At 69.1% G+C, this 11,940-nt stretch carries 8 protein-coding genes and 3 pseudogenes; 3 read left to right on the top strand and 8 right to left on the bottom strand.

The features are described from left to right. Positions 1 to 85: 85 nt before the first annotated feature. Entirely contained in the window at positions 86 to 451 is a 366-nt protein-coding gene (locus OG736_RS05165) for a DUF6479 family protein (RefSeq protein ID WP_327181359.1), read from the bottom strand. 166 nt (positions 452 to 617) lie between these two features. Here OG736_RS05165 and OG736_RS05160 point away from each other — a divergent pair, with 166 nt between their 5' ends. Together OG736_RS05160 and OG736_RS05155 are read left to right on the top strand one after the other, a co-directional pair. After that, complete coding sequence (locus OG736_RS05160) at positions 618 to 1,010, top strand: four-helix bundle copper-binding protein (protein ID WP_057605219.1); 393 nt, start codon at positions 618 to 620, stop codon at positions 1,008 to 1,010. 111 nt (positions 1,011 to 1,121) lie between these two features. Then, complete coding sequence (locus OG736_RS05155) at positions 1,122 to 2,300, top strand: acyl-CoA dehydrogenase family protein (protein WP_327181358.1); 1,179 nt, start codon at positions 1,122 to 1,124, stop codon at positions 2,298 to 2,300. A gap of 1,148 nt (positions 2,301 to 3,448) precedes the next feature. On the opposite strand, the gene OG736_RS05150 is transcribed toward OG736_RS05155, so the two are convergent. After that, positions 3,449 to 4,321, bottom strand: coding sequence for an alpha/beta fold hydrolase (locus OG736_RS05150; protein ID WP_327181357.1), 873 nt, complete (start codon positions 4,319 to 4,321; stop codon positions 3,449 to 3,451). 97 nt (positions 4,322 to 4,418) lie between these two features. Beyond that, positions 4,419 to 5,428 (bottom strand): annotated as a pseudogene (locus OG736_RS05145) (NADP-dependent oxidoreductase). Positions 5,429 to 5,970: 542 nt separating this feature from the next. Here OG736_RS05145 and OG736_RS05140 point away from each other — a divergent pair. Beyond that, the gene (locus OG736_RS05140; RefSeq protein WP_327181356.1) at positions 5,971 to 6,573 is read left to right on the top strand and encodes a TetR family transcriptional regulator; all 603 of its coding nucleotides are present in this window, start codon (positions 5,971 to 5,973) and stop codon (positions 6,571 to 6,573) included. Between the two features lie 274 nt (positions 6,574 to 6,847). Here OG736_RS05140 and OG736_RS05135 read toward each other — a convergent pair whose 3' ends face one another. The 5 genes and pseudogenes from OG736_RS05135 to OG736_RS05115 all read right to left on the bottom strand — a co-directional run bounded on the left by OG736_RS05135 (position 6,848) and on the right by OG736_RS05115 (position 11,908). Next, the gene (locus OG736_RS05135) at positions 6,848 to 7,420 is read right to left on the bottom strand and encodes a TetR/AcrR family transcriptional regulator (RefSeq protein WP_327181355.1); all 573 of its coding nucleotides are present in this window, start codon (positions 7,418 to 7,420) and stop codon (positions 6,848 to 6,850) included. A 147-nt stretch (positions 7,421 to 7,567) separates the two neighbouring features. After that, positions 7,568 to 8,022: pseudogene (locus tag OG736_RS05130) on the bottom strand (winged helix-turn-helix transcriptional regulator). Positions 8,023 to 8,226: 204 nt separating this feature from the next. Then, positions 8,227 to 9,294, bottom strand: a complete 1,068-nt coding sequence (locus tag OG736_RS05125) for an alkene reductase (RefSeq protein ID WP_327181354.1) — start codon at positions 9,292 to 9,294, stop codon at positions 8,227 to 8,229. Between the two features lie 234 nt (positions 9,295 to 9,528). Then, positions 9,529 to 9,963, bottom strand: a pseudogene (locus OG736_RS05120) (ATP-binding protein); the annotation flags it as partial. A gap of 55 nt (positions 9,964 to 10,018) precedes the next feature. Then, positions 10,019 to 11,908, bottom strand: coding sequence for a propionyl-CoA synthetase (locus tag OG736_RS05115; protein WP_327181353.1), 1,890 nt, complete (start codon positions 11,906 to 11,908; stop codon positions 10,019 to 10,021). Positions 11,909 to 11,940 lie beyond the last annotated feature (32 nt).

Raw genomic sequence — 11,940 nt, 5'->3', positions numbered from 1 at the left:
TGACGGCCCACCCCGCTCGACTCCTCCCGTGCGGCCTGCTGCCGGCCGGCGCCGGTCGGCCTTCGGCTCGGCCCGCCGGTCCGGGTCAGTGGGATCCGAGACCGCCCCCGCCGAACGAGCCACTGCTGCCGCGGCTCCAGCGCGGCCGTGTCTTGTCCCCGCTCGACCGGGTCTGCATGTTGGTCAGCTCGTAGGGCGTGAGGGGACGGCCGCCCTTCGGCGTCCGAGGCACCTCGTCGGGTTCCCGGTTCTCGCGTATCTCGTGCACCGCGCCGTCCGGCGGGAGGTGCGGCTGTTCCTCGGGGCGAGGCCGGGCCGGCTCGCGCGACTTCACACGCGTGCCCAGCCAGAAGCTGCCGCCCAGCACGGCGAGGACGGCCATGGCGACCACGAACAGCACGAGGCTGAGCAGGCCGCTCGCGGCGGCCAGCTGAACGCTTGCGGTAGTCATATCAGGCGAATACCCACCAAATAGGGCATGAATCCGTCATCGGGGTAGGAACCCGGCGTTCCGGGCTCGCGACTCGCCGTCGACGACATCGCGCGCACGGTGGACCGGTGCCGCCTCCGGGCCGGTCCACGGGTTTCGGGCCGCCGCGCCCGGCTACCCGTCAGGGGTGACTCCGACGACATCTCAGACGTACCAGACATCGCAACAGGAGCTCTTCCGGTTCCTGGAGGACCGCTTCGCCTGTGCCCAGGCGTGCACCGAGTGTGCGCGGGAAAGTGCGCTGCGCGCGAGCCTCGTGGATCCGGACGGGACCGACGATCAGGCGCTGCTGCGCCGCAAGGGCATCATGTGCGCGGAGGTGTGCGACGCGACCTGCCGCGTGCTGTCCGAGGACAACCGCCTGGACGAGGCCGGTATCCGCGCCCAGCTGGAGTGGTGCCGGACCGTGTGCCTGGAGACCGCCCACGTCTTCGACAAGCACCCGGGAGCCGAGGAGGGCGCTGCCGCCTGCCGTGCCTGTGCCGAGGCGTGCACGGAATTCATGGGGACGCTGGCCTGAGGCCCCGGCGCCCGGGGAGCTGAAGGAAGCGAGCCCCTGCCATTCCCAATTTCTGAAACACGTTCTACCGTGTGCGCCGTCAGGACCGGCCTTGGGGAGCCAGGAGGCGCCGTGCACCTCGACCACACGCCCGAGCAACTGCGGCTGCGCACCGAACTGCGCGCCTACTTCGCCGAATTGGTGCCGCACAACGCCTACGCCCGGCACATCGACCCGGTCGCCGCGAAGCGCTTCTACCGCAAGACGATCCGCCGGCTCGGCGCGGACGGCTGGCTCGGCGTCGGCTGGCCCGAGGAGTACGGCGGCCGCGGCCTCACCCCGATCGAGCAGTTCGTCTTCTTCGACGAGGCCGCACAGGCCGGCGTGCCGCTGCCGCTGATGGCGCTGAACACCGTCGGACCGACGATCATGCGGTACGGCACCGACGAGCAGAAGGCGTACTTCCTGCCGAAGATCCTCGCCGGTGAGATCGACTTCGCGATCGGCTACAGCGAACCCGACGCGGGCACCGACCTCGCCGCGCTCAAGACGCGCGCGGTGCGCGACGGCGACGCGTACGTCGTCAACGGGCAGAAGATCTGGACGACCAACGGCGACACCGCCGACTGGGTGTGGCTCGCGGTGCGCACCGACCCCGAGGCCCCGCCGCACAAGGGCATCACCATGCTCCTCGTGCCGACCGGCGACCCCGGATACTCCTGCACGGTGATCCGCACCCTCGCCTCGCACGACACCACCGCCAGCTACTACGAGAACGTGCGCGTCCCCGTCTCGCGGCGCGTCGGCGCCGAGAACCAGGGCTGGCGGCTGATCACCAACCAGCTCAACCACGAGCGGGTGACCCTCGCGGCGCACGGCACGATGGCGATCCGCGCCCTGCATGACGTACAGCGCTGGGCGACCGAGACCAAGCTCGCCGACGGCCGCCGGGTGGTCGACCTGCCCTGGGTGCGCCGCCTGCTCGCCCGGACCCATGTGAAGCTCGACGCGCTCAAGCTCCTCAACTGGCAGATGGTCGGCGCCCTCCAGAACGGCACCCTCACCCCGCAGGACGCCTCCGCCGTCAAGGTCTACGGCTCGGAGGCCCGCCGGGACGCCTACGCCTGGCTGATGGAGGTCGTCGCCGCCCCCGGCGCGCTCCAGGAGGGATCGGCGGGCGCCGTGCTGCACGGCGAACTCGAACGCGGCTACCGGTCCGCCGTGATCTTCACCTTCGGCGGCGGCAACAACGAGATCCAGCGGGAGATCATCTCGTGGATCGGCCTGGGGATGCCGCGGGTACGGCGTTAGCCCTGCCTGTGACGAGGCCTTTTAGTCTGTGGGATCAGGATGACGGCCGAGCCGTGATGCGGCAGTTGGCACTTCTCCGCGAGCACTGGAAACGCCGTCGACTGCGACTTGGCGGCGATGGCGGCTCCAACTCAAGATCGAGAACTTACCGCCTGCCAGGCTGAGAGTTCTCCGCTGGCGCCGGGTCCGAGGTTGCCCGTGGGGTACACCATCGGCAGCCGCCGTTCTGGCGGGGATCTTGGAGATGCCGTTCGCGGACTCGAGGGCGGTGGATGACTGATCCCAGATCGCTGTCGTTCTCGTGCAGGCCGGCGGATGCGAGCAGGAATTGGGTCACGGCTTCGCCGGCGGCGAGTGTGTTCAAAGGCATCACGCTGGGCGCGGGTACACCGGGGACGTACCGGGCTTGCTCGCCCTCGGTCTCGGGGTGCATCTCGATGGCGATTTCGGTCGGGTCGATGAGGCCGTTGCACCACATGCAGCCGATGCCCGGGCGATCAAGCGTGTGGGGGTGTGGATCTGCCCGACGTCACCGTCTGGGGAGACGGGGATCTTCACGCCGACTTGAGTGGCGGGGATGAGGAACTCGTGGACGACGGCGTTGACCCAGTGCCGGGCTGAGTGGCTGTCGGCGGCCAGGTGGACCTGGTCGAGGCCGAAGTGGCAGTGGACGGCGAGGTAGGACAGGCGGATCAGCGGACAAGCCATCGGTGGCCTCGTCTTCACCCCTCACGCCAGCGCAGGCGAGTTCTCCCGCGTCGACCTCGCCAGCCATGAACGCGGCTACACCACCCTGTAGCCTGCTGAGCGCCGGAGGCGATGAGCGGATGCTGTGAGGGGGCGACCGGTCGTGGACCCGGCATGAGCAAATGGCCGTGTCTGCAGCACGACCCCGACCTGGCTCACGGCGGACCTCAGCCCCACCGAAGCCCTGCGGATACTGTGCGCCAACCCAGCGCGACTGTTTGCCTGGACGCCCTTTCGTCGCGCGGGCCGACCGACGACGTACAGGGCCGCACTCAGGCACGGCTGAGCAGGGTGGGGCCGCCTTCCACGGCCAGGGCACCGGCGAACGGTGACCGCCGAGCTGACGTTTCCAAGGGCGTTGTGCGAGCGTGAAGGTGCGGGGAGCGCGGCTTGGCCCGGGTTCAGGACCCAAGGAACTCGAGTGCCCTTGCCACGAATTCATCGTGGTACTGGAAGATCCCCCCGTGTCCGGCATCCGGGTAGAGGGGCACGAGTTCGCTCCGGGGCAGGCGGGCGGCCAGGTCGAGTGTGTTGTGGCTGGGCACCATGCGGTCGTTCTCGCCGTTTGCCACGAGCACCGGTTGGCGAATCTCCGACAGGTCCGACGGCGCCTGGCGGCCCCATTGTTTGATGGCCTTCAGCTGGGCTCGGAACGCCGGCAACGAGATGTCCTTGTCGCGGTGGTGGGTGCGCTCCTTCAGCCGTTCCAGGAAGGCCCGTCCCGCCCGCCGACCGCCCTCGGTTTCGGTGAAGAAGAGGGAGAGCTTGGGATCCTGGCGGGTCAGGGCGCCCTTGAGCGTGGCCTGGATGGTGAGCGCCGGGACCTTGTCGATGCCGGTGCCCCCGGCGGGGCCTGTGCCCGCCAGGACGACCTTGCGGATGAGGTGAGGTTCTTGTTCCGCGATGACCTGTGCGATGAAGCCGCCCATCGACAGGCCGAGCAGATCGACCTGGTCGAACCCGAGGGCTCGGATGAACAGCACCGCGTCGCGGGCCATCGCCTCGATCGTGTCCGGCGTGGAGCCGCTCGATCCGCCCACCCCGCGGTTGTCGAAGGCGATGACCCGGCGTCGTGCGGCGAGTCCGTCGACGACGCGCGGGTCCCAGTTGTCCAGGACCCCGGCCAGGTGGATCAGGAGGATCAGCGGTACGCCGTCCTCGGGGCCGAGTTCCCGGTAGGCGAAGTCCTCGCCGCGGACGGACACGGAGCGGGTCGGCGCGTTCCGGTACGACGACGACGGCGAGGAGGACGGTGAATTCCGCGGTGTGTTCATGTCCAGGTCCTTCTGTAGCGAGTTTCAGAGCACTTCTCGTTGCCGCGGGTGGTGCTGTGCCGGCGCCCGCGGAGCGCCTTGACCGGTCGGTGCTCCCTCACGTCATCTTGAGGACGACCTTGCCTGCCTTCGCGCGCCCTGTCTCGAGGTACTCCAGCGCTTCTGGGGCCGACTCGAACGAGAACACGGTGTCGACGACGGGCCGGATCCTGCCGGCCTCGATGAGCGGGGTGAGCTCGCGCAGCTGGTCCCCGCTGGCCTTCTTGAACAGGAACGAGTACGTCACGTTCCGCCGCCGGGCGCGTCGCCGGATCCGGGAACTCAGCGCGGACATCACCAGCCGGATCACCGGATTCGCTCCCAGTTCCCTGCCGAAAGCGGCATCAGGAGGGCCCGAGACAGTGATGGCCTGTCCGCCAGGCTCGAGCACGTCCAGGAACTTCAGAAGCGTCTCGCCGCCGAGCGAGTCCAGGACGACGTCATAGTCGTGCAGCACGGTCTCGAACGCCTGCTTCTTGTAGACGACGACAACGTCCGCGCCGAGCCGCTTCACCAGGCCGACGTTGGCCGTGCTCGTGGTCGTCGCCACGTGGGCACCCAAGTGCTTCGCCAGCTGGATGGCGATGGTGCCCAGGCCGCCGGAGCCCGCGTGGACGAGGACTCTCTGGCCCGGCTGGATGTTCGCCCGTTCGACCAGCACCTGCCACGAGGTCAGGGCGACCAGGGGAAGGAACGCCGCCTCCTCCGTGGTCAGCGTGGCCGGCTTGATCGCCACGTCGTCCTGGTGCACCGCGATGAGTTCGGCGAACGTGCCGATCCGGTCCTTGTCGGGCCGCGCGAAGACCTCGTCGCCCACCGCGAAGCGCGTGACGGCCGCGCCTACTTCGACCACGATTCCGGCGAGGTCGTTGCCCAGGACGACCGGGAGCCGGTACGGCAGGATCACCTTCAGCTCCCCGTTGCGGATCATGCGGTCGAGCGGGTTGACGGTCGCGGAATGAATCCGGACCAGCGCGTCGTCCGCGCCGCGCCCACCTCCGGGTCCGGCACCTCACCGGCCCGCACGCCGGCCTTGTCGCCGTAGCGCTCTACCGTGAGGGCCCTCATCGGCGTCTCCGTATCTCGTCCGCAGTGGACGGGGGTGATGTGCATCGCGGGATTCCTGGGCATCCCAGGTTTCCCTGCGGGACGGACGCCGCAGCCCTTGACATTATGATCGTAATGCTAAATGGCGGGCCGGTGGACCGCAAGGGACAAAGTTCTCTTCGCCGGCGCCCGATGCGCTGCACCGACACTGTCGGCCAGGTCGCATAGCGGCGGGTGCCGACCCATGCCGGCCGGCTCGTTCTGATCACCCCGGCATCCGCCTTGCCGAGCACTGAGGCGGCGCTGACCGAGGGTCATTGAATTGCACTCATAATGCTGTGCACGGAGACGATGGATCGCAAGCGAGCCCTCGCAGTCGACCGCACTCCACGACGCGCAATGAACACCCCCGAGCGAGGGGCACCGCGCCACCCGGCACGGCACCTCGCCGCCGAACGGGCAGTCACCGGAGCCTCGAATCTATTGAAGTACGATCGGAATACAATATGACGAGGGCGCCCGTCAGGAGCAAGCAGCCCCTCCGACGAGCAAAGGAGCGCGCCGTGCGCTACGGGAAAGAGCACAAGCAGGCGACCCGGCAGCGGATCATCGAGGCGGCCGGACGCCGGTTCAAACGGGACGGCATCGACGGCTCGGGCATCTCAACCCTCATGACGGACGCGGGGCTGACCAACGGCGCCTTCTACACCCATTTCACGTCGAAAGACGACCTCGTGGCCACCGCGGTCGCCGACCAATTGCAGGCGCAGAACGCGAGCATCGTCGCGCAGGCGGCACCCGGGCGCGCAGGACTTGAGCAGATCGTGCGCTGGTACCTGTCCGCCCAGCATCGCGACAGCTCCGACGACGGCTGCCCCTCCGCCGCCCTGCTCGACGAAATCCGGCGCTGCACAGACCCGACCAAGCAGGCCTACACCGACGGCGTACTGATGGTCATCGACGGCATCGCCGCCCGCCTGGCACCCGACGATCCCCTCTCGGTCCGCACCAAGGCGCTCGGCGTCTACGCCATGATGGCCGGGACACTCCAGCTCTCCCGAGCCCTCACCGACCGGCAGCTTGCCGACGAACTGCTCGAACAGGGCATCCACAACGCCTTCGCCCTGCTGGGCGTGGAGCATGGGCACTCCAGCCCCGCGATGTGACACACCCGCACCCCCTTGGACAATTCCGACCCAGAACTCGGTCGACCTGGCGCGGCGAGTGCCGAACCGTGAGTTGGTCCTCTGCCCCGACGCCGGCCATGGCGGCATCTTCCAGTTCCACGGGCAGTTCGCGGAGACGGCTCTCGAGTTCCTCGAGCGGTAAAAGGCGTGCGTGCGGTCGTAGTCCGGGCCGAGGGTGGTGCCTCAGGGGCGTGGCGCCCTTTGGGTGAGCGGCTCGAGGCGCCCGTTCACTGACGCGACCTCGCCTTCCGCCTCACCCCATGAACGCGAGAGCGTTCTCGATCCCCAGCTCAAGGATCTCATCGGCGCGCTTCTGGTCGGACAGGGCGCGGGACAGCTGCATCGTCCCCACCAGCATGGTGAACAGCCCGATGGCCTTGGCCTGAGCGGACCGAGGGTCCTCGGGTGTCAGGCGGGCGGAGATCTCCTCCAGGATGGCCCGCGCGCCGTCGCTGTAGGCCTGCCTGGTCCCGTCCTCGCAGCGGCCGATCTCGTCGAGAAGGGCGGCGGAGGGGCATCCGAGGCCGGGGTTGTCCCGGTGCTCGGGGGACAGGTACTCGCGAATGAGGTCCTCGAGTCCCGGGCGGCCGGGTCGCAGGGTGCCGTACCTCGCGATCTGCGTGTGCAGTTCCTCGGCCACGACATGGGCGACGAGGTCGTCCTTGGATGCGAAGTGGGCGTAGAAGGCTCCGTTGGTGAGCCCCGCGTCCGCCATCAGCGTGGAGATGCCCGAGCCGTCGATGCCGTCCTGCTTGAACCGGTGGCCGGCCTTCTCGATGATGCGTCGCCGCGTCACCTGCTTGTGCTCCTTGGCGTAGCGCACCACGAGCTTCCTCCGTTCGCTCCTAAGGCCCATGCTTCGCACTCAAGGGTAATCCATGGCCTGACGCGCGTAATATCATGTCCGGCGTGCCCATGTCTGGCGTGCCCATGTCCGGCGTGCCCATGTCCGGCGTGCCCATGACCGGCGTGCTCACGACCGGATGCGGGCACCGGGTCCGAGTCGGGCGGTGACTTCCGCGGAGGTAAGGGTGGAGTGCTCCGCGGAACACTCGACGATGACGCGGACCGGGGCGTCGCAGTCGGTGTGACGGATGTCCAGTGCGGGCCCCTCGGGGCCGAGGGCGTACGCCTCGCCCCACTGGCTCAGTGCCATCAGGGCGGGCCACAGGTCCCAGCCCTTGCGGGTCAGTCGGTACGCGTTGCGGGGGCGGCTGCCCGGCTCCTGGTAGGGACGGTCCTCAGGACGCCGGCTGCGATCAGCTTCCGGAGGCGGTCGCTGAGGACGGCTTCCGACAGGCCGATGTGGCGGTGGAAGTCGTCGAAGCGGCGGACTCCGTTGACGGCGTCGCGCAGGATCAGCAACGTCCATTTCTCTCCGACCACGTCGAGCGTGCGCTGGACGGGGCAGTTCTCCGTGCTCGCCAGTGAGCCTCGGCGGCGACCGGTATCGGTCTGGGCCGTGATGCCGGACTCCCTCGATCTCGGCGCAGAACGCCGGAGTGCGAGGTGAAACGACTGCGGAGCACGTCGGTGGCAGCCCGGTGACTCCTCGGGTCGCCGGCCGCCGTGCGCCGCAGTCGTGCCCAGGCGCCCGAAGGATGATGATTCCTTCGGGCGCCGTGCTCTTCGTCAGGCGGCGTGGGTGGGGTAGTCGGTGTAGCCGGCCGCGCCGCCGCCGTAGAAGGTGTTGGGGTCGGGGGTGTTCAGGGGGGCGCCGGAGCGTACGCGCTCGACGAGGTCGGGGTTGGCGAGGGCCATGGTGCCAACGGTGACGACGTCGGCCAGGCCGTCTTCGACGTCCTTGGCGCGGGTGGCGATGTCGGCACCGGCCCGGTTGAGGACCAGCGCGGTCGGCCACAGCTTGCGGAGGGTGGAGAGGAGTTCCTCGTCGCCGCCGTGGCCGATGTGGAGGTAGGCGAGGTTGAGGGGGGCGAGGGCGCGCAGGAGGTGCGGGTAGAGCTCGTGGGGGTCGCTCTCCGTCAGGTCGTTGATCTGGAAGGGGTTGCCGGGAGAGATCCGGATGCCGGTGCGGCCGGCGCCGATCTCGTCGGCCACGGCCGTGGCGACCTCCACCGCGAAGCGGATGCGGTTGTCGAGGGATCCCCCGTACTGGTCGGTGCGCTGGTTGGTGCTGGGGAAGAGGAACTGGTTGACCAGGTAGCCGTTGGCCCCGTGGATCTCGACGCCGTCGGCGCCGGCCGCGATGGCGGCCGCGGCGGCGCGCCGGAAGTCGTCCACCGTCGCGGCGACCTCCTCGGTGGACAGCTCGCGCGGCACGGGCATCTCCTGGAGCCCGGACGGGGTGAACGTCTGGCCCGTCGGCTTGATCGCGGAGGGGGCCACCGGCTGGCGGTGGTGCGGCGTGTTGTCCGGGTGGGAGATCCGCCCGACATGCATCAGCTGGATGACGATGCGTCCGTCGGCCTTGTGTACGGCGTCGGTGACCTTGCGCCAGCCGGCGATGTGATCCTCGGTGTAGATACCCGGGGTCACCGGGTAGCCCTGGCCGTCGGCGGAGGGCTGGGTGCCCTCGGTGATGATGAGCGCGTGCGAGGCGCGCTGGGCGTAGTACTCGGCGTTCAGCTCGGTCGGCACGCCGTCCGGGGTGGCCCTGCTGCGGGTCAGGGGGGCCATGGCCAGGCGGTGCGGCAGGGTGATCTCTCCGACGACGGTCGGGTTCCACAGGGCGTTGAGCATGGGTGATTCCTCAGGTGATGGGTGGTGGTTCCAAAAGGGCCGGGGGACACCGCGTGGACGTGGACACCGGGCTCTTCTGCTTCCGGGTCCGAAGACGCACCCGCCCTGCGCCCGCCGACCGAGTCGGCATCGGCCTATCAAATTACGATCGTAATGTTATGCGGTCGGGTGGGCTGTGGCAAGTGGGTCCCGGGATGGGGCACGAAGCCGCGCGGCGCAGCTCGCGCAAGAACCTCACGCCAGAGCGGATGGGAGTTCTGCAACGGAAGCTGGAATCGCCTGCTCCGCCCAGATGGCCTCGCCCTCGCGGTTGTGCCGTGTGCCCCAGTGCTCGGTGGGGTGGGCGACGAGGAGCAGGCCGCGGCCGCCCTCGTCGAAGACCCGGGCACGGCGCAGGTGCGGGGCGGTGCTGCTGGTGTCGGAGACTGCGCACGTCAGGGCGGACTGAAGGATCATCCGCAGTTTGATGGGGCTCTTGCCGTTGCGGATGGCGGTCGTCACCAGTGCGCTGACCACGAGTTCGCTGACCACGAGTTCGGTGGTGAAGGCCAGTTCCTCCAGCCCTCAGGCGGTCAGTTGATCGGATGCCTGGACGCGGGCCGTGGAGACGACTGCCGGGTCGCTGGGGAGACCCCAGGTCGCGACATGGTCGGCGTCAAAGGCTCCGGTGGGGCAGTCCGCCGGGCGCGCCCGCCCACCGTAAGCCAGGGAAGGCGACAGTCGATCACGGGGTGTGACCGGCGCGGCGGAGAACAGGGCGCAGGGCCTCGATGACACCGGGGTCGTCCACTGTGGAGGGGATGGGTTCGTCGTGCCCGTCGGCGATGCCGCGCATCGTCTTGCGGAGGATCTTTCCCGAGCGGGTCTTGGGCAGGGCGGCTACTACCGCGACGTCCTTGAGGGAGGCGACGGCGCCGATGCGCTCGCGCACGAGCTGGACGAGTTCGGCCTCGACCTCGCCCGGTTCGCGGTCGACGTCGGCTTTCAGGACGACGAAGCCGCGCGGTACCTGCCCCTTCAGGGCGTCGGCGACGCCGATGACGGCGCATTCGGCGACGTCGGGATGGGCGGCCAAGGCCTCTTCCATGCTGCCGGTGGACAGGCGGTGTCCGGCGACGTTGATGACGTCATCGGTGCGGCCCATGACGAAGACGTAGCCGTCTTCGTCGATGTGACCGCTGTCGCCGGTCAGGTAGTAGCCGGTGTAGGCGGAGAGGTAGGAGGCGACGTACCGGTCGTCGTCCTGCCAGAGCGTGGGCAGTGCGCCGGGCGGCAGCGGGAGCCGCACGACGATCGCGCCGTCGACGCCTGCGGGCACCGGCTCCCCCGAAGCGTCGAGGACCCGGACGTCCCATCCCGGCAGCGGGCGGGTGGGAGACCCGGGCTTGAGGGGAGCCGCCTCGATGCCCACCGGGTTGGCGACGATGGGCCAGCCGGTCTCGGTCTGCCACCAGTGGTCGATCACCGGGATGCCCAGCAGATCGCTCGCCCAGTGGTAGGTCTCGGGATCGAGGCGCTCGCCGGCGAGGAAGAGGTGGCGCAGGCCGGTCAGGTCGTAGCCCGCGGTGAGCGTTCCCTTCGGGTCCTGCTTGCGGATGGCCCGGAACGCGGTGGGTGCCGTGAACATGGTCCTGACCCCGTACTCGGCGGCAACGCGCCAGAACTGGCCCGCGTCCGGGGTGCCCACCGGCTTGCCCTCGTACAGCACCGTCGTCGCGCCGACCAGCAATGGCGCGTAGACGATGTACGAGTGCCCGACGACCCAGCCGACGTCGGAGCCGGTGAACATCGTCTCGCCCGGGCCCACGTCGTAGACGGCCCCCATCGACCAGTGGAGGGCGACCGCATAGCCGCCGCAGTCACGCACGACTCCCTTGGGCTTTCCGGTGGTTCCGGAGGTGTAGAGGATGTAGAGGGGGTCGGTTGCGGGGACGGGAACACAGTCGGCCGGCGGCGCGGTAGCCACCAGGTCGGCCCAGTCGAGATCGTGAGGCCCCAACTCAGCTGTCTCCTGGGGGCGTTGCAGGATCACGCTCTTCTCCGGCTTGTGGGCCGCGAGCTCGATCGCCTCGTCGAGCAGGGGCTTGTACGCGATGACACGCTGGCCCTCGATGCCGCAGGAGGCGGAGACGACCACCTTGGGGGCCGCGTCATCGATGCGCAGCGCGAGTTCGCGCGGGGCGAACCCGCCGAAGACGACCGAGTGCACCGCGCCGATACGTGCGCAGGCCAGCATCGCGACAACGGCCTCGGGGACCATCGGCATGTAGATCACCACACGGTCGCCGTGCCCCACACCGAGCCGCCCGAGTGCTCCCGCGAAGGCCGCCACCTCGTTCCTCAGCTGCGCGTAGGTGTAGGTGCGCCGGGTGTCGGTCACGGGTGAGTCATAGATGAGCGCAGCCTGTTCACCGCGGCCGGCCTCGACGTGCCGGTCGACCGCGTTGAAACAGACGTTGAGCCGACCGTCGGGAAACCAGCGGTGGAAGGGGGCGCCCGAGGAGTCCAGGGCGCGTCGTGGGGTGACATCCCAGTCGATGCCCTCCGCCGCCTTCAGCCAGAAACTCTCCGGGTCCTCGGTACTGGCGCGGAAGACATCCTCGTATGTTCCCATCGCGCACTCCTTTGTGGCATCAAGGGACGGTG

Origin of the sequence: Streptomyces sp. NBC_01334 (assembly GCF_035983595.1) — a bacterium.
Classification (GTDB): domain Bacteria; phylum Actinomycetota; class Actinomycetes; order Streptomycetales; family Streptomycetaceae; genus Streptomyces; species Streptomyces coriariae.
Note: the sequence above shows the minus strand (reverse complement) of the source record. Positions and strands in the feature narration are given on the sequence as shown.